23 protein-coding genes and 1 tRNA gene are annotated in these 23,436 nt (G+C 67.9%); 8 read left to right on the top strand and 16 right to left on the bottom strand.

Annotated elements, in window-relative coordinates:
- Window positions 1-14: 14 nt before the first annotated feature.
- From fdxA to RIF93_RS04750, 4 genes are all read left to right on the top strand, one after another.
- Window positions 15-356, top strand: a complete 342-nt coding sequence (fdxA, locus tag RIF93_RS04765) for a ferredoxin FdxA (RefSeq protein ID WP_309088952.1) — start codon at window positions 15-17, stop codon at window positions 354-356.
- 296 nt (window positions 357-652) lie between these two features.
- Entirely contained in the window at window positions 653-1,168 is a 516-nt protein-coding gene (locus tag RIF93_RS04760) for a CarD family transcriptional regulator (RefSeq protein ID WP_012521269.1), read from the top strand.
- Window positions 1,169-1,283: 115 nt separating this feature from the next.
- Window positions 1,284-1,433 (top strand): hypothetical protein, encoded by a 150-nt coding sequence (locus RIF93_RS04755; protein ID WP_309088950.1) that lies wholly within the window; start codon window positions 1,284-1,286, stop codon window positions 1,431-1,433.
- Window positions 1,434-1,483: 50 nt separating this feature from the next.
- A tRNA-Arg gene (locus tag RIF93_RS04750) sits at window positions 1,484-1,560 on the top strand.
- Between the two features lie 225 nt (window positions 1,561-1,785).
- Here the strand turns inward: RIF93_RS04750 and RIF93_RS04745 are convergent.
- The 5 genes from RIF93_RS04745 to RIF93_RS04725 all read right to left on the bottom strand — a co-directional run bounded on the left by RIF93_RS04745 (window position 1,786) and on the right by RIF93_RS04725 (window position 6,313).
- A complete protein-coding gene (locus tag RIF93_RS04745) occupies window positions 1,786-3,771 on the bottom strand; it encodes a hypothetical protein (RefSeq protein ID WP_309088948.1) in 1,986 nt (661 codons plus the stop codon).
- Window positions 3,772-4,074: 303 nt separating this feature from the next.
- On the bottom strand, window positions 4,075-5,100 hold the full coding sequence (locus tag RIF93_RS04740; protein WP_309088946.1) for a glycine zipper 2TM domain-containing protein: 1,026 nt from the start codon (window positions 5,098-5,100) through the stop codon (window positions 4,075-4,077).
- A 305-nt stretch (window positions 5,101-5,405) separates the two neighbouring features.
- Window positions 5,406-5,657, bottom strand: coding sequence for a hypothetical protein (locus tag RIF93_RS04735; RefSeq protein ID WP_309088944.1), 252 nt, complete (start codon window positions 5,655-5,657; stop codon window positions 5,406-5,408).
- Window positions 5,654-5,851 (bottom strand): hypothetical protein, encoded by a 198-nt coding sequence (locus RIF93_RS04730; protein WP_309088942.1) that lies wholly within the window; start codon window positions 5,849-5,851, stop codon window positions 5,654-5,656. Before RIF93_RS04730 ends, RIF93_RS04735 begins: the two co-directional genes overlap by 4 nt.
- Window positions 5,852-6,100: 249 nt before the next feature.
- Window positions 6,101-6,313, bottom strand: coding sequence for a hypothetical protein (locus RIF93_RS04725; RefSeq protein ID WP_309088940.1), 213 nt, complete (start codon window positions 6,311-6,313; stop codon window positions 6,101-6,103).
- A 764-nt stretch (window positions 6,314-7,077) separates the two neighbouring features.
- Between RIF93_RS04725 and RIF93_RS04720 the strand changes: the two genes are divergently transcribed.
- Together RIF93_RS04720 and RIF93_RS04715 are read left to right on the top strand one after the other, a co-directional pair.
- Window positions 7,078-8,043 (top strand): YihY/virulence factor BrkB family protein, encoded by a 966-nt coding sequence (locus RIF93_RS04720; protein ID WP_309088938.1) that lies wholly within the window; start codon window positions 7,078-7,080, stop codon window positions 8,041-8,043.
- Window positions 8,044-8,109: 66 nt separating this feature from the next.
- Window positions 8,110-8,454: a hypothetical protein gene (locus tag RIF93_RS04715; protein ID WP_309088936.1), complete on the top strand. Its 345-nt coding sequence runs from the start codon at window positions 8,110-8,112 to the stop codon at window positions 8,452-8,454.
- A 264-nt stretch (window positions 8,455-8,718) separates the two neighbouring features.
- Here RIF93_RS04715 and RIF93_RS04710 read toward each other — a convergent pair whose 3' ends face one another.
- Window positions 8,719-9,381, bottom strand: a complete 663-nt coding sequence (locus tag RIF93_RS04710) for a Fe2+-dependent dioxygenase (protein ID WP_309088934.1) — start codon at window positions 9,379-9,381, stop codon at window positions 8,719-8,721.
- Between the two features lie 254 nt (window positions 9,382-9,635).
- Between RIF93_RS04710 and RIF93_RS04705 the strand changes: the two genes are divergently transcribed.
- Window positions 9,636-9,953 (top strand): zf-TFIIB domain-containing protein, encoded by a 318-nt coding sequence (locus RIF93_RS04705; protein ID WP_309088932.1) that lies wholly within the window; start codon window positions 9,636-9,638, stop codon window positions 9,951-9,953.
- A gap of 53 nt (window positions 9,954-10,006) precedes the next feature.
- On the opposite strand, the gene RIF93_RS04700 is transcribed toward RIF93_RS04705, so the two are convergent.
- Window positions 10,007-10,177 carry a hypothetical protein gene (locus RIF93_RS04700; protein WP_309088930.1) on the bottom strand — a complete coding sequence of 57 codons (171 nt, stop codon included), beginning with the start codon at window positions 10,175-10,177 and terminating at the stop codon, window positions 10,007-10,009.
- A 226-nt stretch (window positions 10,178-10,403) separates the two neighbouring features.
- Here RIF93_RS04700 and RIF93_RS04695 point away from each other — a divergent pair, with 226 nt between their 5' ends.
- The gene (locus RIF93_RS04695) at window positions 10,404-10,790 is read left to right on the top strand and encodes a response regulator (protein ID WP_309088928.1); all 387 of its coding nucleotides are present in this window, start codon (window positions 10,404-10,406) and stop codon (window positions 10,788-10,790) included.
- 12 nt (window positions 10,791-10,802) lie between these two features.
- Here the strand turns inward: RIF93_RS04695 and RIF93_RS04690 are convergent, their stop codons facing one another.
- The 9 genes from RIF93_RS04690 to RIF93_RS04645 all read right to left on the bottom strand — a co-directional run.
- A complete protein-coding gene (locus RIF93_RS04690; RefSeq protein WP_309088926.1) occupies window positions 10,803-11,969 on the bottom strand; it encodes a histidine kinase dimerization/phosphoacceptor domain -containing protein in 1,167 nt (388 codons plus the stop codon).
- Between the two features lie 237 nt (window positions 11,970-12,206).
- Window positions 12,207-12,416, bottom strand: coding sequence for a cold-shock protein (locus tag RIF93_RS04680; RefSeq protein ID WP_309088924.1), 210 nt, complete (start codon window positions 12,414-12,416; stop codon window positions 12,207-12,209).
- Window positions 12,417-13,032: 616 nt separating this feature from the next.
- Complete coding sequence (locus tag RIF93_RS04675; RefSeq protein ID WP_309088922.1) at window positions 13,033-14,970, bottom strand: PAS domain S-box protein; 1,938 nt, start codon at window positions 14,968-14,970, stop codon at window positions 13,033-13,035.
- 276 nt (window positions 14,971-15,246) lie between these two features.
- Window positions 15,247-15,510 carry a hypothetical protein gene (locus tag RIF93_RS04670; protein WP_309088921.1) on the bottom strand — a complete coding sequence of 88 codons (264 nt, stop codon included), beginning with the start codon at window positions 15,508-15,510 and terminating at the stop codon, window positions 15,247-15,249.
- Between the two features lie 60 nt (window positions 15,511-15,570).
- On the bottom strand, window positions 15,571-17,475 hold the full coding sequence (locus RIF93_RS04665; protein WP_309088920.1) for a response regulator: 1,905 nt from the start codon (window positions 17,473-17,475) through the stop codon (window positions 15,571-15,573).
- Complete coding sequence (locus tag RIF93_RS04660) at window positions 17,472-19,094, bottom strand: response regulator (protein ID WP_309088919.1); 1,623 nt, start codon at window positions 19,092-19,094, stop codon at window positions 17,472-17,474. The genes RIF93_RS04665 and RIF93_RS04660 overlap by 4 nt, the downstream gene beginning before the upstream one ends.
- Window positions 19,091-20,137 carry a chemotaxis-specific protein-glutamate methyltransferase CheB gene (gene cheB, locus RIF93_RS04655; protein ID WP_309088918.1) on the bottom strand — a complete coding sequence of 349 codons (1,047 nt, stop codon included), beginning with the start codon at window positions 20,135-20,137 and terminating at the stop codon, window positions 19,091-19,093. The genes RIF93_RS04660 and cheB overlap by 4 nt, the downstream gene beginning before the upstream one ends.
- Window positions 20,138-20,160: 23 nt before the next feature.
- Window positions 20,161-22,317, bottom strand: coding sequence for a response regulator (locus RIF93_RS04650; RefSeq protein WP_309088916.1), 2,157 nt, complete (start codon window positions 22,315-22,317; stop codon window positions 20,161-20,163).
- 9 nt (window positions 22,318-22,326) lie between these two features.
- Window positions 22,327-23,436: methyl-accepting chemotaxis protein (locus RIF93_RS04645; protein ID WP_309088914.1), on the bottom strand; the 1,110-nt coding region annotated here is incomplete at its 5' end.

The raw sequence follows: 23,436 nt of genomic DNA, 5'->3' as shown, positions 1-23,436 counted from the left end.
AGTATCTGCGCGCCATGACCTACATCGTGATGGATCCCTGCATCAAATGTAAGTTCATGGACTGCGTGGAGGTGTGCCCGGTCGATTGCTTCTACGAGGGCGAGAACTTCCTCGTCATCAATCCCGACGAATGCATCGACTGCGGCGTGTGCGAGCCCGAGTGCCCGGTCGACGCCATCAAGCCCGACACCGAGGACGATCCCGACGGCAAGTGGCTGCGCGTGAACTCCGAATACTCGCGCGTCTGGCCGAACATCACGGTCAAGGGCGAACCGCCGGCCGACGCCGAGCAATTCGAGCGCGAGACGGGCAAGTTCGAGAAGTACTTCTCCGAGAAGCCGGGCCGCGGTTCCTAGGCCGCCACGGCGCCGGTTCCTGCGCGCATCGGCGCAAGCCTTTCATTCCGCTTAATTTTGTGATACCGTCACACATGACGTGGCGGTGAGGCTTGTCCCCTGCCCGTCGCAACACGCAACAGCCCGCCGCTGGTACGCCCCGGTCGGGCACAGGGTGTCTTAAGAGGTCTACTTCCGTTCAGAGCGATGACGCCGCCGCGGCTCCTTTTCGCGGATAAGGTGGTTTTGTCGCTCGGCGGTCGCTCGCGTCGCGCTTCCGGCTCCGGCCGGACAGAGGTTTTTGAGAGGATTTCTCGATGAGCAAGAACGGTCACGATTTCTCGGTTGGCGATCACGTCGTCTACCCGGCCCACGGCGTGGGTCAGGTGCAGGGGATCGAAACCCAGGAAGTCGCCGGTCTGAAGCTTGAGGTCTACGTCATCACCTTCGACCACGAGAAGATGACGCTGCGCGTGCCGACCGCCAAGGCCAAGACGGCGGGCCTGCGTCCGCTGGCCGACACCGGCCTGGTCTCCAAGGCGCTGACCACCCTGAAAGGCCGCGCCCGGGTGAAGCGCACGATGTGGTCGCGTAGAGCCCAGGAGTACGAAGCCAAGATCAACTCGGGCGACCTGATCTCGATCGCCGAGGTGGTGCGCGACCTGCACCGGGCCGAGAACCAGCCGGAGCAGTCCTATTCGGAGCGCCAGCTCTATGAATCGGCGCTGGACCGCATGGCCCGCGAGGTCGCCGCCATCGAGCGCATCGACCGCGAGGCGGCCATCGCCATGCTGAACAAGTCGCTGGTGAAGGCCACGGCCGCCGCGGCCTGAGGCCCTCGCCTTCAGACGATCTGCAAGACGCCCGGCCTCACCGCCGGGCGTTTTCGCATGCCGGAACGGCCCCTTGCGCCTGGGGGTTCTCTCCATGTGACCTCGGGAGGATGCGATGGCCAAGGTTGACGGACGCCGCGACGACGAGACCGCTCAGCCGACGACGCAGCGGCGCGGTCCGGAGAAGGTCAGCCTGATCGTGGTGCTGGTGCTGGCCGTGATTGGCGTCGTCGGCCTTCTCGTGCTGTCCAGCCTTGGAGGCTGACCTGGGCGGCTAGCCTAGCCCCCACTCATGCCTTAAGACCCGCCCCGCGTGGCCCGGTAGCTCAGCCGGATAGAGCAGGGCTTTCCTAAAGCCAAGGTCGGGGGTTCGAATCCCTCCCGGGCCGCCACGCCTGTGTCGAGACCGGCTAAGGCTGGCCACGAAACCAGTTATGTTTGGCCACGACCGCTTCGCGCCATGAGCGGCCTCTAGCGGGCCCGACCGCGGACGTCTGCTATGGGTCGGAGCGGTCATTCGCTCCCTGCCCAACAGCAGACTTCTCAGTGAGGCGCCGTCTACGCGCAAATGTCCGGCTGGGTCAGGGTCTAGCTGCTCGTGCGGACCGTCGCGCTCGTCATTGGAAGATCCAGTCGCTGGACGTGAGGGCTGCGGGCCCCACCTTCTCAACGTGGATGACGTAGTTTGGCCATACGGGGTTAGGTCCGCCTGCGTCACGGTCGAACAGCACCTTTGTACCGCCAGCGCCGTCGTCGATCATTTTCAGCAGGCCCGCTGCAAACGGGTCAGTTCCGGTGTAGCCGATGGCGTCCAGCATTCCCCGGATGTCGATCCTGTCGACTTTGTCCTCGAAGTCGGTGATCCGGGCCGGCGACCAGTTCTCCTTGGCGAACACGAAGTGGTCAGCGCCGCCCGCGCCGGTGAGGATGTCCGAGCCCTGGCTGGCGTTCAGGGTGTCGTCCCCCGCCGTGCCGGTGAGCGCAGCGCCCGGCCCAGGCGAGTTGATCACCTGCCCGCCGCCCGTGGGCGATGGCTCGGTGGTCCCGCCGCCGGAGAGCTTGGACCAGGTGAGGCCGCTTGTGGCCACGCCCTCGAGCTTGATGATGTAGTTGGGCCAGTCGCCGCCCGCTCCGTCGTCGTCGAACAGCACGAGCGTGTCGCCGCCCTGGGCCGTCAGCACGATGCGGCCGTCGGCGATCGGGTCTGAGCCGGCGTAGCCCGCCGCCTGGAACACCTTCGAGAGGTCAAGACGGTCCGAACCCACGGCGAAGTCCTTCACCGTCGCCGGGGACCAGGGCTCCCTCGCCCAGGCGAATGTATCGCCGCCGCCGGCGCCGGTGAGCGTGTCCGAGCCCTGGCTGGCGTTCAGGGTGTCGTTCCCGCTTCCGCCCTGCAGGGTGGAGCCGGGTCCGGGCGAGTTGATCACCTGGCCGCTCCCGCCCGGCTGCGGAGGTGGAGGCGGATGCGAAGGGTCCGGCGACACAGGCGTGTAGGTCTGCATGAAGAGCTGGTCGCTGACCAGATCCTCGCGCACCGCCACCACTTCGAAGCCGTTCCGCAGGCCCACGACGTCGCCGTTGATGACGAACTCGGGGCTGACGTCGCCCATCGGCCCCACCACCTTCGCCAGCCGGTAGCCCTGCTCGCCCCACGCCTGCCAGCTCACCACGTAGCCGCCGTCCGCAGTGGCGACCACGTGCGGCGCCTTGATCGCGTAGTCGCGAACGTCGAGGACGGACGCCTCGCCGATGAACCCGCCCTTGGACAGGTCGAACCTCTGGGTCAGCAGCGTCTGCGTCGATCCGGACACCTGCTTCCACACGAGAGCCGCGGTTTCGGCCCCGCCGAGAAGGGATGTACCCGCGCTGATAAGGACGTCGGTCGGCAGGCTGAAGGTCGTTGAGAGGGCGCGGCCCGAGGAGGTGTCGTAGTATCGGAGCTCGCCGCGCGTCGCGAACAGGTAGTCCCCGTTCGGGCCGACGCCCGTGACGAACACAGGCCCGGCAGCGTTCGCCACCCGCTGGCTTGCGCCGCTCCAAGGGCCCGCATCGAAAGCGCCGACCCAGATCTCCCCTGGGTCCGTCCCGAAGGGGTCGGGGGACCACGCAGCCACATAGCCGCCACCCCCTAGGGGGGCGATGTCCAGCAGCATGGGTTCGTTGGAGACCGCGCCGGCGTGGGTGAGAACGCGTTCAACGGTCGCGCCGTCGAAGGTCACGGTCCTGGCGAGGTGTTCCCTCACGTTGATGCCAGGCGTGAAATTGAACCCGGCCACGTGCCCGCCGGTGGTGAGCGCGGCGACGTCGTACCGCTGCGCGCCGACCAGCCCTTCATCGCCCCACACCACGACGTCCGGACTGGTGGGGTTCCCGTGCCGGTCGTAGGTCCGACCGATCAGTCGCTCGTCGTCATTTGGCGAGTTCGGCGTGTAGCTGAAATCGTAGCGCAGAACGTAGAGGTCGCCGTTCGCCAGCACGACGCTCCGCTGGATATCGGCTTCGGCCCACCGAGGGGTGGCGTCGATCGGCCCGAGCGCGACCTCTCCGCCATTCGGCGTCAACGATGCGTAGCTGGCCATCTTGTCCTCAGGCTTCTGCGACATTGCTGCCCGGGCGCCGCCTGTCGGGCGGGCCGGACGCAGTCACGGAAAGAGAAGGCCGGCCTCGGCGCGCCGTTTCAGCTTGGCCGGAAAAAGAGCAACGGGCTGGCGCGTTTGGATGGTCAGCGTGACGCCGGGTGTTTGCGGCCCCAAGGCCGCGAGTGAGCGGTCGGAAGCCTGCCGCCTTCGAGGTTCGATCGTGCGGGCCGCTGTGCTCGGCGCCTATAGCCGGTCCGAACGAGAAAACCCCGCGCGAAGACGCGCGGGGTGAAGTCGCCTTTGCCGCCCGAAGCCGGGCGGATCAGTCTACCGGGCGCCGTACTGGTCTCGCCGGCCGTCCCGAGAATTCTCGCCGATACTGGCGCTCAGGCGATCGAGCCTGCCGTTGATGGTCGCTCGGGCGCGCGGGCCAAGGTTCCCTTGGCGGTTGCGGAGCGAACGCTCCTCGCGCTCGATCGAAGCAAGGGTCCGCATCGCATCGGCGCCGTCGGCCCGGCTGAGGCGGCCGCTGTCCATGCTGCGGCGGATGTTCTGCCCCAGCTCGGCCTGTCGCTCATCGATGCTTTGCGCGCCGCGGTTCTGGTAGTCGACCCGCTGCTGGCGATCATCGGTGGGAATCCAACGGCCCCGCGCATCATAATAGCCTAGAGCCTCGCCGCGGATCCAACGGCCGTTCTCGTAGTAGCCGGGCTGCGGATCGGCGATCCAGACACCGTTGGCGTCCCGACGGCCGGCCGCCTCGCCGGAAATCCAGTGGCCATCCGAGTTGTAGCGGCCGGTGGCGGGGCCGGGAATCCAGCGACCCGAGCGGTCGTAGCGCCCCGGCGCGGCGGCGGCGATCCAGCGGCCGTCGTTTGTATAGTAGCCGCTGGCTGATGCGGGGACCCAAAGGCCTCTGCCGTCATAATAGCCGGCGGCGGAGATATCGGTGCTGGCCTCGACCCAGCGACCGTCGCGGGCGTAATACCCGCGCGGAGCGCCTTCGACCCAGGCTCCGTTTCGGTCGAAATAGCCGGAGGCGCTGTTCCGGGCGACTGCGTTGGCGTGCCAGGCGCCGTTATTGTCGTAGTAGCCGTAGGCGCGGGTGCAGTCCGGCTGGCCCTTGGCCATCTGGTTGCCGATCAGCGCGCCGGCGAGTCCTCCGATCACAGCGCCTTCGTTGCGATCGCCGCGACCGGCGACCGCGCTGCCGGCGATGGCGCCGATGCCGGCTCCCACGACAGTGCCAGCCACCCGATTGTTCTGGCGTTGCTCGCACGTCTGCTGTGCGAAGGCGGCAGTCGGGATGAGGGCCGCGGCGCAGACGCCGGCGGCCAGGATTTGAATTCGCATGTTGTGGAGGCTCCTGGGGAAGAGACATACCCTTCCCCGCTGATTACAGCGTAGAGTTCTTCTGGATTTAGTCAAGTCTTCGCGCGAATTTCATATGAATATCTCGCCACAAAATGTCTATTTCTTGGAATATGTCTGAATATATCTGCGAGTGCGGAACTAATTGGGACCTCGTGTTGCAGAAGTCGGCGCAGAGGCTTCAAGGGCGCGCTCCGCCAAGCCGTCCCGACGCGCATGCTCGGGCCGGCCCGAAGCGACACCTCCCAACTGAGCTAAACTCTACGAGGTGGCGGGCGGGTATCCGCCTAGGCCTCGTTCATGCTCCGGATGCAGGCGCGCATCAGGGCGGCCCGTGGCGGGGAAAGGCCCGGCCGCCCAAGCTCGAGCGTCGCGCCCTTCATGGGCTCGCCCGGGTGACGATCCGCAAGGGCGCGGATTTCAGCCGCGACTGCGGACGGCGCCGGCAGGGACTCTGACAGCCAGGACAGCAAGCCCGCGCCGAGCCAGCGCGCCCGTCGCGCGGCATCTTCATCTTCCAGGTGGCTGGTTCCGATCACTGACCGCCGCCGAGTTGGCGCACGCACGCGCGCAGCAACTGCGATTGCGACGAGGCGAGGCCTCCCGCCTCCAGTTCCTGGATCGCGCCCGCAAGCGCGTCCCCGTGGTGGCGAACGCCGAGGTTCCAAACCTCCGCGCGCACCTGAGCGGCGGACGGTTCCGGCGGGAACAGCCAGGCAAGGATACCGGACATGGCCACGCTATCCGCGCTGCGTGCTGCGGGTGTCAGTCAGCAGCGGCTTGCGGAGTGGAGTCGCAAGTCCGCTCGACGAGCGAGGATCGATAAGGTCGCGACGGATCGGAGAGCCGGCGGGCGTTTGCAGATGCTTCATGGACTTCCCTGTGTGATGGACTTCGTTCAGCCCCGCTGGACTGTGCCGCGAGAGGCCAGAGATGAGCGTTCCCATCATTTCGCCTCCGCCAGCTTCTGACCGACCCATCGCTAGAACACGGTGCTGGAGACGCCTCGCAGCACCGCGTTAACCTGGGCGGCCAGGGTCTCCGCCTGGTCGTGCGTGGTCCCCGCCTGCAGGTCGAGGGTGAACAGCGAGTTGCTGTACGACGACGGAGCGCCGCTGGCTGGGGCGAACGCGAGGTACGGCTGTCCGTCGCCCTGACGTTTCACCAGGCAGCGGTGCTGCTGGTGGGGACTCACGGCAGCCACGCGATGATCCCGGCCACGCTCAAGGCCAGCGCTACGGACGCCCAGAAGGGAACGTTGCGGGGTGAGAAGAAGGGTGCGGGGCGCAGAGGCGGCATGACAGGTGTTCCGTTCAGAGGTGCGGGGTTCAATGCGGTACGACGGCGCGGTCCGGTCCGAGGAGGACGCACGCGACACCGCCGCGGCCTTTGACAGCCTGCGCGCCCGCGAGAGCGCTGGCGACCGCCTGGTCTCGGGAGTGGTAGTCGCCGTAGAAGACGCCGTCCTGGGTGACGAGCCACACGCCGTCGCGTTCAGCAGCCGTGAAGGTGCAGATCGGAGGGCGCGCCATCAGCGCGCCAGCCCGGCGAGTCGAAGGGCGGCGGGGGCGGCAAGAGCGACCAGCGCCAGCAGGACACAGGCCAGGAATAAGCCGGACATGTAATTCTCGATGAGGCGCCACGGCGGGAACGATCGACCGCCAAGCGGCACACGCCCGTCGGCGCTAGAAACAATGTACCCGAAAGGCGTCGGAGGAGATAGGTGTTTTCTTTGTTTCTCACCAAATCATCATCAGAGATATTGCCTCATAGCTTTGAAGTACACGTTCTCAACTCCTTTCTTTTGACCATCATCTCGCATGGATGAGATTATCTTGGCCGAGGCAAGAGAGTTCCTTCACCGACCGACACCCGGCGATGGCCCCCTGAAGCGGGCCAGGCTGGAACGCAGCGACGGACTGGGACTTTGGCCAAGCAGACCCAAGCCGGACGGCGGCCATGAAGAACGGTAAGACCCGCGGGCGCTCGGCGCGCACCCCGCAGGAGATCGGCCGGCGCGGTTGGACCGACATCCTCTGGCGAGCGTGGAGAGGACTCGGCCGTGACGCTCTGCCGACCGTGGCGCGCGGCATTGCCTTTAGCGCCGTCATGGCCCTGCTGCCCGGCCTCGCCGCCTTCGTTTCGCTCTACGGCCTGTTCGCCGACGCTACAAAGGCGCGCGAGCATCTGTCGCTTCTCGCCGGCGTGGTCCCGCCGGAAGCCCTCAGCCTGATGGGCGATGAGATGGTGCGGATCGCGACCCAGGCCGACGGACGCCTCGGCCTGACGTTCTTCGGCGGCCTCGCGGTCGCCTTCTGGACCGCCAACACCGGCATGAAGACCCTCATCCGGGGGCTGAACATCGCCTACGAGGAGAAGGAGCAGCGAAGCTTCCTGCGGCTTAACCTGGTTGCTGCAGCGTTGACGTTGAGCGCCTTTGCCTTTGCACTGGTCACGGCCGGCGCTCTCCTCGCCCTCCCGGTGATCCTCACGGTGCTGGGCGCGCCGGAGTGGAGGCCCTTCAGCCAACTCCGATGGCCCATGCTCCTGGCCATGGCTGTACTGGCGCTCGAGGTCCTCTACCGCGTCGCGCCGAGCCGACGGCCAGCAAAGTGGCGGTGGCTGAGCGTCGGCAGCTTGCTGGCGGCGGTCCTCTGGATGAGCGGCGCGGCGCTGCTGGCATTGTACGTCCGCATCTTCGGAAGCTACAGCGCCGCGTACGGGTCGCTTGGCGCCATCTTCGCCGTCCTTCTCTGGTTCTGGCTGACAGCGCTCGTCATTCTACTGGGCGCTAAGCTGAACGCGGAGGCCGAGCATCAGACGCTGGTCGACACCACGACCGGAGCCGCCCGCCCCATGGGCGAGCGGGGCGCCGTGATGGCGGACACGGTCGGATCGCGGTCGCCGCGAAGGAGACGCGGTTAGCTCCTTCCACGCGCATCCTCCCCGCAGTCCGCGCGTTGTGCGGGCGTGCAGCGCAAGGACGACCCCATGGCCGGAGTGCACGCCATCTTGCTGCTTGCTGCCGCCCTGCTGGTCGTCAGCTGCAGCAAGTCGCCGAGCGACCAGACGGCGGACGCCGTCGCGAAGTCGGGGCGCGATCGAGGCGCGACCATCCAAGATCAGGCGGCGACGCAGGCCGAGGCGCTCGATGAGCGGTCAGCCGCGCTGAGCGGCCAAGCGAAACAGGCGGGGGGCTACACCGGGGAACGGCTAGAGGTTCAGGCGGAGGCCCTTGAACGCGAGGCCGACATCGTTCGCAGACAAGGCGAAGCCCAGGCCGAGGCCACCCAGGAAGCCGCCGCCGCGCAAGCAAAGGCGATCCGCAGCCGTTAGCCGCGCTTAGGATTGCTCCTCGCAGGAGACTCCTGGCGGGGGGCTGCCTTCCGTCAAGTCGGGCTCCATGTCCGAACAGCGTCCGGGCGGATTGTTCAGCAATGGACGCCTCTTCAGCAGGCGCGGATGTCGTCAAGCCCGCCGAACACAGGACCGCCACAGGTGGCCGGCCGTTCCCTCCGCCACCCGGGCGCTTCGCGGCGAGCGGCGCCTCATGGCTGCTCCGGCTGCGACAGACCGGTCCAACGCAGACGACCGGCGAAATCAGTCCTCGCTCCACATCCGGAGCAAATTGCCGATGGTCTTGTCCAGGAGGAGGGCGGAGTCGCCGGGACCAAGCCGATCTCGGACCTGGTCCAAGTCGTAGAGGATCTCGCGCTGGTCCGCGCGGCGCACCAGACTCTGCATCCAGCCGACGCAGGCAAGACGAACCCCACGCGTCACCGGCGCTACGCGATGGAGGCAGCCGGTGGGGTAGAGAACCGCCGAACCGGCTTCAAGTCGAAACTCCCGATCCGTCGAGATGTCCTGAACGTGGAGGGCGCCGCCCTCGTAGCTATCCGGATCCGAGAGGAACACGGTGAAGCTGATGTCCGTCCGCAGCGATTGGCCGCCTCCGCCGTACATCCTGACGTTGTCCGTATGCAGGCCGTACTGTTGCTGGACGCCGTATCGTGAGAACATCAGGCCGGACCAGCGGGCGGGCCGCGCGAAGGATCGCACCACGGCATGGCGCTCGAGCGCTAGTCGCACCTGGCGAGCCAAGGCGATCACACCCGGATCGTCCGGCTGAGCCTGCTCATTGTGCTTGACGCGTTCAGCGGCCTCGCCCGCGGTGGCGGCGCCCGCGCGGAACGGTGCGACGGCCAAGACCTCGCGGATGGCGAGCACTTCCTCCCGCGTCAGGACGTCCGTCAGAACAAGCAAGCTGCGTCTCCTCTAGGCGCCGGGCGAGCCGCGAGCTCGCGCGAGAACGAGTGTTGACGCCCATATGGCCGCCTACAAGGCGCAGATGCGGCGGCCCCTTGCCCGCCCGCTTCCGCTCGCCCATTCTTGAGGGGCGGGCCGGGCCCCTCTGGCTGCGACCGATCATAGATCGGCGCAGCGATGTCGGACGCATCACGTTCCCACGTGAGGCCGAGCCCCAACGGCTTTCGACCTCCCATACACAGGAAGCTTCGATGCCCCTTCTCCTTTGCCCCAATGACAACACGTCGATGCAGACCGTCGACCGCGCGGGCGTGCAGTTCGACATGTGCCCCACCTGCCGGGGCGTCTGGCTCGATCGCGGCGAACTCGAGAAGCTTATGGCGTCGGCGGCGCAGGACGCAGCGGCGGCGCCAGTCCAGAGTGGCCATCTCCGCCCGCCGCCGCAGCAGCAGCCGTGGAGCGGCGGCTACGGTGAGCGGGGGGAACGCGGGGAGTACGGCGAGCGCGGCGAGTACGGCCACGGCGGGTATCGCAAGAAGCGCGGTTCCATCTTCGACATCTTCGACTAGGCGCGCCCGACAAGTCCTGCTCGCGGGCCGTCCGTCAGCGGGCGCCCGCGGGGCTAGGTCATGTACCCGGTCTCGCCGCTCACCCGCACCTGACAGGGCTGGCCGGCGTCCTGCGCATGCCGCGCCCGCTTATTGGCGGACGCCTTGGCTTCACTCTTGTCGGGCGAATGGTCGTAGTATTCCCCCAGACTCTCCACGGCCCAGAGGTCGCGGTGGCGCGCCACCGTGAAAGTCGTTCGCGCTAAAGCTATTCTCATTCTTCAAGCATAGCATGACCGCCGGCTCGGCAGGAATTTATCTTGAACATCTCTCAGCTTCTGCGCGGCGCCCGGCTTCCTTCACGTTGTTCGGAACGAATGCCTAGCTTCGGCGTATGATCTGGGATAGCCGACCGTAGTTGTCCTCGAGAAGGCCGGCCCGCGCTGCTCGACTTATCCAGGAGCAGCCCCCGTGTCCGAACCTTGCGTCCTTGTCGTGGACGACGAGCCCCTGGTGGGCGATCTCATCCGCGAGGCCCTGGAGACTGCGGGCTACGCCGTCGTCTCGGCCGATTCAGGCGTTGAGGCCTTGGCCCTGTTGGCGAGCGGCGGCCGCGCCTGGGCCGCCTTGGTCACCGATATCAATCTCGGGAGCGCATCTCCGCTGGGCTGGGAGGTCGCGCGCCGGGCGCGGAGCGTCTCGGCCAGCCTGCCTGTGATCTACGTCAGTGGAGACAGCTCGCACGACTGGGCGGTGCAGGGCGTGCCCATGAGCATCATGATCAGCAAACCGTTCACGCCGAGCCGGGTGGTGGTGGCGCTTGCGGATCTTCTGAACGCGAAGACCCGCGACCTCTGACGCTGCGAGCGCCTAAGGTCGCGCGTCGCGCATCAGCCGAGACGCGTCGGAGAAGCAGATCGTGACGGTGACCCCGGCGTCACCCTGGATGTCGATCTCACCGCCCACCTGCTTCACCAGCGAGCGGACGAGCCCATATCCGAGGGAGCCTTCCCGATAGCCTGACATGCCGACCCCATTGTCCCGCACGATGAGCTCCACGCGGCCGGCTCCAGCTCGTTTCGCCTGGACAAGAATGATGCCCTTGCGGTCATCCGGGAAGGCGTACTTCACCGCATTGGTGATCAGTTCGGTCAGAACGATCCCCATCGGGAAGGCGATATCCGCGTCGACGAGGATATCCTCCTCGACCCGGGCCCTGACGGCGATCCGGTCGCCGGACGTGAGGGATTTGAGCGCCTCGCAGAGCTCCGCGATATAGGTGGCGATATCCACACGCGCCGAGTGCTCCGACTTGCTCAGCAAGTCGTGGAGGCGAGCCATTGCGTTCAGGCGGTCGGCGGATTCGGCGAAGAGCGCCTTCACCTTTGGATCGATCTGCCGGCGGCCCTGCAGCGCGAGAAGCGCGGCCGCCACCGCGAGGCTGTTCTTGGCTCTGTGGTTCACCTCGACCAGGAGCATCGCCCGTTCGGCGTCTGCCGCCTGGAGCGCGGTGTTGGCCTGCTCCAGCTCCCGGGTCCGCTGGGCCACACGAGCTTCGAGCTCTTCCGAGAGGGCCCTAAGCTGGGCCTCCGCTTCGTGGCGCCGCGTGATGTCCAGGTACGACAGGAAGTGGTGCGTCACCGCGCCCTGGCCGTCGTCGAGAGGCGTCGCGTACAGCATCGCCTGGAAGGCGCTCCCGTCCTTCCGGTATTGCAGGATCTCGAGCGTCGCCTCGCGGCCTTCCGCCATCGCGGTCTCGTACGCCACCACCGCTTGTGGATCCGTGTCAGGTCCGTTCATGAAGTGAGGATCCTGTCCGAGCAACTCGTCCATGGTGTAGCCGCTCAGCTGGCAGAAGGCGGCGTTCGCAAAGGTGATCGGGTTTCCGGGTAGGGTGGGGTCCGTCACCATCATGGGCATGCGCGTCACGCGGACGGCCTCAACGAAAATGCCCCCTTGTTGGCGGATCCGCTCCAGATGGCGCTCCGCACGCGAGCGCTCCGGCGTGCCGGCGAGGTCGTCCTGGAATTCGTTCATAGGTTCGCCTTCTCGGCTTGGTTGCACCGCTACGTCCCCGCCTTGCGGGCGGCATACTTGGCGTCGCGCTTGGCTTTGACGTCGGCGGCCGACAGCGCCGTCCGCTCGCCGCGCTGGACGAGGCGCGCGGCCTCTTCGGCCGCGGCATCGTTGGCGCGTCGTCAGGCATGAAAAAGGCGGCGGGCCGAGGCCCGCCGCCCGATCCATCATCCTGCCGGCGCACCGGCAGGATGCGCTTTAGGCCGCCTGCAGCTGGCCCGCCGACACCTTGCCGCTGCGCTGGTCCCGCTCGAGCTCGTAGCCCAGCTTCTGGCCCTCATGGATCGAGCCGAGGCTCGAACGTTCCACGGCCGAAGCATGGACGAATACGTCCGGCCCGCCGGCGTCCGGTTGGATGAAGCCGAAGCCCTTGGAAGCATTGAACCACTTCACGATGCCAGTTGTCATAATCTTTGCCTTCAATGCGAGTTTTCGCGCGCCCCGATCAGGGCGTGAGATCAGAAAGTCGGAGAAGGCGAGGAAGGCCCGGGCTCGATCCGAAGAACAAGCGTGGAGAGCAACCGAACCGAAAACGATATTCGATCTGCATTTATCTCATGATTTCGCGGCCAGCGCCAGAGTGGTCTTCAGATAAAACCAAAATGCTCTCAATCAGCCGCAATATAGCGAACGCCTGCGCGACGCGCGGCCTGAGCGGGAGCAGCGCCGCAGCGCCCGCTCAGCGGCGCAAGCAGCGCTCCTGATCATCGCCGATCCGCCCGTCGCCTGACGTTTCGAATCCGCCCCCAGCAGGCGTCAGCTTCTGGCGTCGCCGGCGCACATCAAGGTCCGAGCGCGACCCGTTACGGACGTTCACATGTGTCACGCAGCAGCTCTGCATTGGGCCAGCCAAAGCTGGTGAGGAGCCCAACTGGGCCAGCGTTAGCTGGTCCCGACAGCTCATTGGCGAGAAGCGCAGAGCTGACCTTTCGGCGTTCTCTCCAACACGCCTCGATACCTCGCAGCCACCCTCGCTCGCGCGATCAGACGGCGAACGGTGGCGAGCCTTCAGCCCAGGTCGGTATCAGGCCGACGTGTCCAGCAGATCGCGCACGCGGGCGGCAAGCTGCTGGAACGTAAAGGGCTTGGGGAGCAGCTGCACGCCTGGGTCCAGCCGACCGTGGTGCACGATGGCGTTGCGTGAATAGCCCGTCGTGAACAGCACCTTCAGCCCGGGACGCACCTTCTGCGCCTCGTCGGCCACGACGCGGCCGCTCTGGTCGGGCAACACCACGTCGGTGAACAGCAGGTCGAGCCGCTGATTCGAGCCGAGGATCGCGAGCGCCGCCTGCGCGGTCGGCGCCTCGATGACGTGATAGCCGAGCTCCTTCAGGATCATGACGCTGTAGGCGCGCACGTCAGGATTATCCTCCACGACCAGCACGACCTCGCCCTCGCTGGCGGCGGGCCGCTCTTCCGCGGCAGCGTCCCGGTCAAACGGCGTCTCGCCGATGAAGCGGGGGAAGTAGAGCTTCACCGACGTGCCCTGGCCCTCCTCGCTGTAGATGGCCACGTGCCCGCCGGACTGCTTGACGAAGCCGTACACCATCGACAGGCCCAAGCCTGTTCCGCGCCCCACCTCCTTGGTGGTGAAGAACGGTTCGAAGACCCGTCCCAGATGATCCGCCGGAATGCCCGTGCCGGTGTCGCTCACGGCGATCATTACGTACTGTCCCGGGACCACCTCGGCGTCCTTCGCCGCATAGGCTTCGTCCAGGTACGTATTGGCCGTTTCGATCGTGAGCTTGCCGCCGGCAGGCATGGCGTCGCGGGCGTTGACCGCCAGGTTCAGGATCGCGCTTTCGAGATGGTTCTGGTCGACCTCGACGGGCCAGAGGCGCGGCGACAGAACCCCTTCCAATTCGATCTGCTCGCCGAGGGACCGGTGCAGCAGATCCGTCATTTCCCGCACGAGGGCGTTCAGGTCGCATGGCGTGGGCTCCAGCGGCTGCTGACGCGAGAACGCCAGGAGGCGCGACGTCAGCGCCGCAGCGCGCTCGGCCGCGTGGCGGGCCATATGGAGCGCCCGGTTGATCCGGACCGTATCGGTGAGCTTGCTGCGGGCGATCGTATCCAGGCCGCCCAGGATCACGGTGAGCAGGTTGTTGAAGTCGTGAGCGACGCCGCCGGTGAGCTGACCGACAGCTTCCATCTTCTGCGACTGGAACAGGGCCCTGCGGGTCTCCTCCAGAGCCTGCTCGGCGTTCCTGCGCTCGGTCACGTCGCGGGTGATCTTGGCGAAGCCGACCAGCTCTCCATCCTCGCTGCGGATCGCATCGATGATCACATGGGCCCAGAACCTCGAGCCGTCCTTCCGCACGCGCCAGCCTTCGGTCTCCCAGCGCCCCTCCTGCCTGGCGGTCGCCAGCCCCTTGGCGGGCACGCCGGCGGCCTGATCCTCTTCGGTGTAGAAGCGGGAGAAGTGCTTGCCCATCACATCGCTGGCCGCATAGCCCTTGATCCGCTCCGCGCCCGCGTTCCAGCTCGAGACGCAGCCGTGCGGGTCCAGCATGTAGAGGGCGTAGTCCGTCACGCCCTGGACCAGCAGCCGGAACTGTTCCTCGCTCCTGCGCAGCGCTTCCTGTGCCTCACGGCGCTCGGTCAGGTCACGGGTGATCTTGGCGAACCCGATGATCTGGCCGTCCTTGTCACGGATCGGATCGATGACGACGTGGGCCCAAAACCGAGTGCCGTCCTTGCGCACGCGCCAGCCCTCGCGCTCGAAACGACCTTCTTCGGCGGCGGTGCGAAGGGCGGTCGCTGGCAGCCCCTGCGCGCGGTCTTCCTCGGTGTAGAAGCGTGAGAAGTGCTGGCCCAGGATCTCGTCGGCGCTGTAGCCCTTGAACCGAGCCGCCCCCGAGTTCCAGCTCGAGATCACGCCCTCCGGGTCCAACATGTAGATCGCGTAGTCGGTGATCCCCTCCACCAGAAGGCGGTATCGTTCGTCGGTGGGCACGGGCACTGAAGTACCGGAATCCTGCGGCAATGACGCGTTCCCAAAAGTGGCGGCGGGGTAGGCGCAGAACCCGCAGGGCTTATCTTTTGTTCACGCCTAGGCCCTGCAGCGACCCCGGTCCACCTGGAACCGCGCGCCCTGCACACCGCCGCTCTAGCGAGCTATCGGCACACCTTCATTAGGCTCATCGCCGACGCGAGCCTCCGGCTGCGCCGCGCACGAAAGGGTCATGGTCCCGCCTTGGCGTTGCGGGAGGCGGCCTTCTGTGCTCCTCAGCGTGGATCAGGCGTTTTGAAGGTCGGGCGCCGCACGCGCCGGCCGCTCGTCAGCGACGGCCGCCTCCTCGAGCACCTCTATCACGAAGCTCAAGCGCGGCGGGATCGGCGAAGTCTCGATGGCGGCATAGCCGGCCTTCAGCCGCGCCTCAACCGCCGCCAGGGCGCGGGCCCGCTTAGCCGCGCGCCACTTCGTGAGGAGCACCAGGGTGAGGCCGGCGGCAAGGGGCCACAGAACAGCTAGGCCGAAGCCGAGAGGAGCGGTGTTCATTCTGTCTCCAGTCCCCCGTCGCAGCGAAGCTGAGACACATTCCCGCCGCAATATCTAAAGTTAAGGCGTCGGCTCGCCGGTCACCGTCTCGTCCGCGACGGCAGCGAGGGCCTGAATCGAAGCGATCGCCGCCTCCAGGGTCGGCTGGGTGAAGGGTTTGTGCACGACGAGCACACCCGGCGGCGCCGTCTCGACGCTGTAGTAGCCGGTGAGCAGTATGGCCGGCAGGTCGCGCTGGACGTCGCGCGCTCTCTCGATGAACTCGAGGCCGTTCATCCCGGGCATGGCGAAGTCAACGATGGCCAGGTCGATCTCGCAGTCTGCACGGGCCACGAGGTCGAGGGCGGTCGCCGGGTCGTGGGCCTCCAGAACCTCATGGCCCATATCGCGGAGGCTAGCGGCGGTGACCGTGCGCACGCCGGGCTCGTCGTCGATCACCAGGACGCGACACCGCGTGGCCGTGGCCGAGTTCTCAGCGCCACGCGCCGAAGGCCGCCCAGCCTCTTTCGCTCGAGGGAGGAAGAGTGAAACCTGAGTGCCGGCCCCGAGGACGCTCTGGATACGAAGCGCGCCGCCAGATCGCTGCGCAAAGCCATAGACCATCGGAAGCCCCAAGCCGGTGCCCTTGCCGACGGGCTTCGTCGTGAAGAACGGCTCCAGGATTCGCTCCAGGATCTCCGGCGGCATCCCCTCGCCCGTGTCCGCCACGGTGAGAACCACATAGTCGCCTGCCGCCAGGTCGGCGTCGGCCTCGTCCAGGCCGACGTCGACATTCCGCGCTTGGATGGTGATCTGGCCGCCGTTCGGCATGGCGTCGCGCGCGTTCACGGCCAGGTTCAGAAGCGCGACCTCAAGCTGGTCCGCCTCGATCGACACAGGCCAGAGGCCGTCGGCGATCCGCCATTCCACGCCAACGGCGCCGCCCAGCGTCCGGGCCAGCAGATCGCGCGTGCCGCGCAGAACCTCGGCGATGTCCACCGTCACCGGCTCGCCGTCCGACCGCCGGCTGAAGCCCAGGAGGCGCTGCGTGAGGGAGGCCCCGCGTTGCGCAGCAAGGGTGGCGTTGTCGAGGTAACGCCGAACGGCGGTGGCGTCGCCGAGACGCTTCGTGGCGAGTTCCAAGCTGCCGACGATCGCCGTGAGAAGGTTGTTGAAGTCGTGGGCGACGCCGCCCGCGAGGGTGCCCAGCGCGCGCAACTTGTCCGACTGGCGCAGCTGTTGCTCCGCCACGCGCTGTTGGGTGATGTCGCGCTCCATGACGACCAGGCTCTGGACCTCGCCGGCCGAGTCGATGAGAGGCACGTAGTCGATCTGGGTCCAGGACGAGCCGGCGGCGCCGGGCCGTTCGTCCACGACCTGGACGGGGCGGCGCAGCTCGATCGCATTCCGCTCAGCCTCAGATGTCGGAGCTCCGCCCAGTTCGTGCTCCGTCCTGCCGACACAGGCCTCGGCGAGTTGGCCCAGGGCGCTGGCCTTCCGGTGGTTCAGGTGCACGAAGCGGCCGCTCGGATCCTTGAAGGCGACCGAATACGGCAGGTGGTCCATCAGGCCCTGCAGCAGCGCCTGTTCCCGCCGAAGCGCGCGCCGCAGCCTGTGCTGCTCGGCGGCGCCCGCGACCATGGCCTTGAGCGCGTCCGGCTCCCACGGCTTCGGCGCGTAGCCCACGATGCCGCCGCGATTGAGCGCGGCCGTTACGGCGCTCAGGTCGGCATAGCCCGTGAGCAGGATCGCGCTGGCGTCGCTCAGCGTGCGCGCCTCCTGGAGGAAGACGTCGCCCGGCATCCCCGGCATGCGTTGGTCCGAGACGATGACCGCCACGTCCCCGCGTTGGGTCAGGGCCTCGAGGGCCTCCGCCGGCCGCGTGAAGCCGATCACGCCGTAGTCGGTCTCGAACAGGTCCTGCAGCGCGACGAGGATGTCGGCCTCGTCGTCCACGAACATCAGGGTGGCGCGGGGCTCGGTCATCCGGCGCCTCCCGTAGGCAGGTCGACCGAGAACCGCGCGCCGCCGAGCGGGCCCTCGTCGACCACGATCGTGCCTTCATGCGCCCGCACAACCGAATAGGCGATGGCAAGCCCGAGGCCGGTTCCCGACCCCACGGGCTTGGTCGTGAAAAAGGGCTCGAAGATCCGGTCGCGCAGTTCAATCGGTACGCCAGGACCGGAATCGCTCACCGCGATCAGGTAGCGACCGTCCCGCTCTTCCGTGGCGATCTCGATCACGCCTGCGCCGCCTAAGGCATCCGCCGCGTTGGCCACGATGTTCATGACCACTTGGTTCAGGAGCGCGGGCGATCCGTAAAGCGCCGCACTCGCGTTGAAGCGGCGCCGTACTTCGATTTCGCCAAGCTTTGGCTTCAGCAGGGCCAACACCGTCTCAACAGCGTCGGGCACGTCCAGCAGCTGCTTCTCCGCTTCGTCGAGGCGCGAGAACTTGCGCAGGTTGAGCACTAGCGTCTGGATGCGTTGCAGCCCGACCCGCATCGCCTTCAGCCGCTCCCGGGCCTTCTCCAGAGGCGCCTGGCTAGGCCCAGGCTCCTGCGCCTGCGCCGCCTCGCCAACGAGCCGCTCCACGGTGTCGTGGTGGCCGAGGATGAAAGCCAGGGGGTTGTTGATCTCGTGGGCGATCCCGGCGACCAGCTCGCCGAGCGACGCCATCTTCGCCGATTGGACGAGCTGGGCCTGCGCCTCCCGCAGCTGCCGGTTTGCCGCCTGCAGCTCGGCGTTGGTCCGCGCCAGCTCGTCAGCCGCCGCGGCGCGAGCCTCGGCCGCCTGGGCGCGCCGGGTCTCGTCGACGAGCATCTTGCGCCGCATCAGCGCCCGCAGCCGCACGCGAAGCACGTCGTCGCTGTCTTCGCTACGCACCACTTCGTCGGCGCCCACTTCGAACGCGGCCGCCAGGTCGGCTGGCTGATCCGGCCCGGGGCCGATCACCACGACCTGGAAGCCGAACCCGAGCCTGTGCCGCTGGGCGTCGAGCGCGCGCGCCAGCGCAAGTCCATCCCACCCTGGTCCGGCAAAGGGCAGGACCACGCAGTCGGTCTCCTCGTCCAGCGCACGCACCGCGGCCTCGGGGGTGCTCGCCTCGACGACGTCGTAACCCTCCTGATCCAGGAGATGGCGCATGCGGAGGCGCGCCGTCAGGCTGTCGTGGGCGAGCAGGATCCGAGCGCGCCGGAAGGCGCGACCGCGCTCCGCGCCAGCCGCCTGGGGCCGTCGCAGCAAGGCGCGCAGCCGCGCCAGCATCACGTCCACGTCCGCTGACTTGGGAAGGTAGGCGTCGACGCCGCTTTCGAGGCCCTGCCGCTCGAGGTCCAGTTCGCGGGCGCTCGTGAGCATCAGCACCGGCAGGGCGCGGGTGCGTCCGTTGAGGCGGATGTGCCGGGACAGCTCCCGGCCGTCCATGCCCGGCAGGTGGTAGTCAGCCACGACCAGATCGGGAAGGTCGCCGTTCAGCCGCTCCAGCGCCGCCTCGGCGGTGGCCGAGATCTCGACCTCGAACCCTTCCCGCTCAAGCACGCCCCTCAACGCGACCGCCTGGGTCACGGAGTCCTCGACCACCAGGATGCGCGCGGCTTCGGTCATGCCTCGGCCCTCTTCGACGACGCGAGCTGTGCGACCCGTGGCCCGATGGCGTCCAGCGGCAGGACTTCGCGCGCCGCCTTGAGGCGCACGGCTGCGGCAGGCATGCCGTAGACGACGGCGCTGCTCTGATGCTCGGCGATCGTGTAGCCCCCGGCGCGGCGCAGTTCCAGCAGTCCGTGCGCTCCGTCTTCGCCCATACCGGTCAGGAGCACGCCTGCGGTGTGCGATGGCGCGGCCCGGGCGAGCGACTCGAAGAGGATGTTGGCCGAGGGCCGCTGCGTGGGCGCGGTGGAACCCGACACCAGCCTCATGACGCCGCCCGCCTCGATCGCGAGGTGCCGGTCTCCGGGGGCGACGTACGCCCGACCGGGCTGCGCGACTTCACCGTCTGTCGCCAGCATCACGGGAAGCGGCGACAGGCCGTCCAGCCAGCCGGCGAAGCCCTCCATAAAGGCCGTCCCCATGTGCTGCACCACGAAGACCGCTCCGGGGAAGTCGCTCGGCAGCGCCTCCAGCACCTTCGCCAGGGCGGGCGGGCCGCCCGTGGACGCCGCCAGCGCCAGGTACGAGAGCTTGGCGAAGGCTGCGCGCGGCGCGGGCGGCGGCGGAAGCGGGACCGCCGGCGCGTCCGTGGCGAAGGCGCGGCGGCGGATCACCGGGACGCTGCTCATGATGAACAGTTGGGTGGTGATGGTCTCGGCGATGCGCTCGTAGGCCGACGAGGCGACGCCCACCGGCTTCTCGACGACGCTGAGCGCCCCGGCTCGAAGCGCGTTCATCGAGATCTTGAGCGAAGCGTCCTCGACCGAGTCGGCGATCACGACGATGGGCGTCGGATGCTCGCTCATGATGCGCCGTGTCGCCTCGAGGCCGTCGATCCCCGGCAGACGAATGTCCATCGAGATGACGTCCGGTTTCACCCGGCCGATCTCGGCGAGGGCCTCTTCCGCAGAGGCCACGGCGGACGCCAGCACGAACCTGGGATCGCGACCGACGATGTGCGACAGCAGCTGGCGCACCACCAGTGAGTCCTCGACGATCATCACGCGAACTCGGCGAGGGGAAGTCACAGTACGCGGCCGATCGTCGCCAGCAGCTCGCGCTGGTCGAACTTCTGCTTGGTGATGTAGGCTTCCGCGCCCAGGTCCATGCCGCGACGAACGTCCGTCGGATCGTTGCGCGAGGTCATCAAAATCACCGGCAGATCGGCCAAGCTGGCGTCAGCCTTGATGGCCTGCAGCAGCGAGAAGCCGTCCATCCGCGGCATCTCGATGTCGGCCACCACGAGGTCGATCACGGCCTCGCCCGAACGCAGGATGTGCAGCGCGTCGAGCCCGTCGACGGCGAGCAGCACACGATAGCCCTGACCCTCAAGGATGCTCTTCTCGAGCGTGCGGGTGGTGATGGAGTCGTCGACCACCAGAATGGTGCGTTGCTGCGGTCGGTCCGAGCTCTCGGGCGTGGCAAGCCCGAGCCCGACCGCGGCCAGCCGCCGTTCGTCACGCAGCCACCGGTCGACCAGTTCGTCGGGATTGACCACGGCGAGCGGCGTCTCGTCGTCGAGCAGGCCGGCTCCCAGCACCAGGGCGGGATCCAGGCCATCCGCCCGCATCGCCTCAACCCCGATCTCGCGCACGTCCACGAATGTGTCGACGGCGAAGGCGACGTGCCGCTCGCCGCGGGCGAGCAGCAAGGCGGACACCACGCCGCCAGCCGCAGGGATCTCCGCCCCCGCCTTCCCAAGAACCGCCGCCATCGAAACCACGGGAGCTAGAACGTCGCGGCCCGCGACTTCTATCCGCACCGTCAGGGCCCCTTCGACGGATTCCAGGGTGTCGTGCGGCAGCCGCAACAGACGGACGACGCCGAAGCTCGGCACTCCGTAAGCAGCGCCGCCCGCCTCCACGACGACCACGGCCTGCGCGGCCGTCGACAGTGGTGCGCTGACGATCACCTCGGCCCCGTGGGGCAGCCGGCGCGCCAGACGCGCAGAGCCGCCGAGCTCTCGCGCCGCCTGCAGGACCACCGACAGGCCCATGCCTCGCCCGGCGAGCCGATCAACCGCCTTCGCCGACGAGACGCCCGGCTCGAACGCCAGCGCCAGCACCTCCTCCGGGCTGGGCGGCGGATCACCGGGGCCACGGGGCGTCAGAAGGCCTTTGTCGAGCGCAGCGCGCTCGAGGCGGTCGAGATCAGGGCCGGGCCCATCGTCATAGACGCGCGCCTGCAGGCGACCCCCGCGGGCGGAGATCTCAAGTCCGACCAGCAGGGCGTCCGGCTTGCCGGCGGCGCGCCGCGCCTCCAGAGGCTCGGCCCCGTGGCTCAAGGCGTTCCGCAGGACGTGGATCAAGGGATCACGGAGCACCTGCAGCACCCGTCGCTCCGCCCGCACCTCCAGCCCCTCCATCCGTACGTCGATCTCAACCCCGGCCTCGCGCGCGAGGTCGCGCACCATTCGGCCAAGGTCCCCCAGCACAGCGTCGGCGGGCGTCATGGCGATGCGGTCGAGGTGGTCGCGCAGGACCGCCAGATCCGTTTCCAGGCTCCAGCTCGTCCGGCGCTGTCTCTGGGCGAGCTGCCCAAGCTCACGACCCAGCGTCCGGAGAATGCCCTCGAAGTCGCGGGCGCGGGCGCCGTGCCGGCCTGCCCCGGCCCCTGGTCTCAGCTCCCCCCATAGCTGCTCAAGCCGGCGGGTCTGCAGGTGCAGCCGCCGCAGTTCCGCGTGGGCGCCCTGTTCGTTCCGGACGTCGTTGGCGAGCTGGTGCGCCGCCTGCGACAACGCCCGCAGAGCGTCGGCCTCGATGCGGACCACCTCCAGGCCGCGTTCGGGTTCAGGATCGGTTCGCGAGAGGCGCGCGGGCGAAACCGGTGCGGCTTCGGTCTCCTCGTGGTCGTCGGGTGACCGGGGCGCCTGCCCGCGGCGCACCGTCTCGGCCTCGGCCTCGATGGCGTCGAGGGCGAGGTGGATGTCCTGCACGGCCGGACGGTCGAGCGCCGACCGGCCCTCGCCCACGGCTGCGAACAGGTCCTCCAGCCGGTGAGCGATCTCTTCGATCTGCGGGAGGTCCACCGCCCGGGCCGCGCCCTTCAGGCTGTGGGCTCGACGGAACATCTCGCGCAGGTCCGCCTCCTCCGGCGCCGCCAGCGCACGCCGGATCGCCTGGAGGTGCTCGCGATGTTCGACGTCGAACGCCGCCAGCAGCTGGGCGCGGATGTCGACCAAGGCGGTGTCCTACAGCCTGTACCGTTCGGCCAGCGACAGCAGCTGCTGGGACAGGCGGGTCAGGTTGGCGGCGGCTTCGTCGAGCTGCCGGGTGCCGGCGGCGGTCTGCTGGCTCGCCTGACGGATGTTCTGGAGCGCCCCCATCACCTGCTCGATCCCAAGCTGTTGCTGATTGGTGGAGGCGACGATCTGCTGGAAGGTCTGCACGCTCTCCTGCACCCGGCCGGTGATCTCGGTGATGGTGCGCTGGGTGGTGTCGGTCCGCTCCTTCCCCGCCGCCACCCGCTTCACCGCCTCCTCCGTCAGCATGACGGACGCGTTGATGCCGCGCTGGATGTCCCCGAGGATCGAACGCACCTGGCCGGTGGCGTCCTTGGCCTGGTCGGCCAGCATCTTCATCTCCGACGCGACGACCGAGAAGCTTCGGCCGTGCTCGCCCGCCGCGGCGGCCTCGATGGCGGCGTTGAGGGCGAGCAGGTGGGACCGCTCCGAGATGTCGTTCACGGTGGCGATGATGTCGCCGATGGCCTGGGTCTTCTCGCTCAGGGCCACGATGTTCTCGGCGACGGCCTCGGCTTGGTCGCGGATGGCGTCCATGGCGCGGGTTGTCTCGTCGACGGCCCGCAAGCCTTCGTTGCTGGTCTGGGCTGTCGCCTGGGCCGAGGCGATGACTTCCTGGGCGCGCTTGCTGATCTGCGCGCCCGAGTGGGTGATCTCGTCAACGGTCGCGGCCGTTTCCTGCACGGCCGCCAGCTGCTCCTCGACGCCCGCCGCCTGTTCTTGCGTGGAGGCGCGGATTTCCGCCGTCGCGGCGTTGAGGTTCTCGGTGGCCTCCCGGCTCTGCCGGGCGAGATCCTTAAGGCCGTCCACCATGGCGTTGAGCGTCGCCCCGAGCTGCCCGATCTCGTCCTTGGAGGTTGCCGCCGTCTGGCCGGTGAGGTCGCCGCGGCCGACCCGTTCGACGAAGCCCATGAACGCGTCCAGCGGCCCCACGATCGAGCGACGGATCAGATAGGCGGTGCCCGCCGCTAGCGCGACGGCGGCGATCAGGCCCATGAGCATCAGGTTGCGGCTGAGGTTGTAGGCCTCCACCAGGCGTCCCTGTCCGGCCCGCAGCAC

It is taken from the genome of Phenylobacterium sp. (assembly GCF_031181185.1).
Taxonomy (GTDB): domain Bacteria; phylum Pseudomonadota; class Alphaproteobacteria; order Caulobacterales; family Caulobacteraceae; genus Phenylobacterium.
The sequence above is the reverse complement of the archived record's forward strand: the minus strand, read 5'-3'. Positions and strand labels throughout refer to the sequence as shown.

Bases quoted from the DNA above. Each gene is read 5' to 3' on its own strand.
- RIF93_RS04720 (WP_309088938.1), top strand. From the start codon at position 7,078: ATGAAGAACGGTAAGACCCGCGGGCGCTCGGCGCGCACCCCGCAGGAG.
- RIF93_RS04715 (WP_309088936.1), top strand. From the start codon at position 8,110: ATGGCCGGAGTGCACGCCATCTTGCTGCTTGCTGCCGCCCTGCTGGTC.
- RIF93_RS04755 (WP_309088950.1), top strand. From the start codon at position 1,284: ATGGCCAAGGTTGACGGACGCCGCGACGACGAGACCGCTCAGCCGACG.
- RIF93_RS04745 (WP_309088948.1), bottom strand. From the start codon at position 3,771: ATGTCGCAGAAGCCTGAGGACAAGATGGCCAGCTACGCATCGTTGACG.
- RIF93_RS04705 (WP_309088932.1), top strand. From the start codon at position 9,636: ATGCCCCTTCTCCTTTGCCCCAATGACAACACGTCGATGCAGACCGTC.
- RIF93_RS04740 (WP_309088946.1), bottom strand. From the start codon at position 5,100: ATGCGAATTCAAATCCTGGCCGCCGGCGTCTGCGCCGCGGCCCTCATC.
- RIF93_RS04690 (WP_309088926.1), bottom strand. From the start codon at position 11,969: ATGAACGAATTCCAGGACGACCTCGCCGGCACGCCGGAGCGCTCGCGT.
- fdxA (WP_309088952.1), top strand. From the start codon at position 15: ATGACCTACATCGTGATGGATCCCTGCATCAAATGTAAGTTCATGGAC.
- RIF93_RS04760 (WP_012521269.1), top strand. From the start codon at position 653: ATGAGCAAGAACGGTCACGATTTCTCGGTTGGCGATCACGTCGTCTAC.
- RIF93_RS04670 (WP_309088921.1), bottom strand. From the start codon at position 15,510: ATGAACACCGCTCCTCTCGGCTTCGGCCTAGCTGTTCTGTGGCCCCTT.
- RIF93_RS04680 (WP_309088924.1), bottom strand. From the start codon at position 12,416: ATGACAACTGGCATCGTGAAGTGGTTCAATGCTTCCAAGGGCTTCGGC.
- cheB (WP_309088918.1), bottom strand. From the start codon at position 20,137: ATGATCGTCGAGGACTCACTGGTGGTGCGCCAGCTGCTGTCGCACATC.
- RIF93_RS04665 (WP_309088920.1), bottom strand. From the start codon at position 17,475: ATGACCGAGCCCCGCGCCACCCTGATGTTCGTGGACGACGAGGCCGAC.
- RIF93_RS04730 (WP_309088942.1), bottom strand. From the start codon at position 5,851: ATGTCCGGTATCCTTGCCTGGCTGTTCCCGCCGGAACCGTCCGCCGCT.
- RIF93_RS04660 (WP_309088919.1), bottom strand. From the start codon at position 19,094: ATGACCGAAGCCGCGCGCATCCTGGTGGTCGAGGACTCCGTGACCCAG.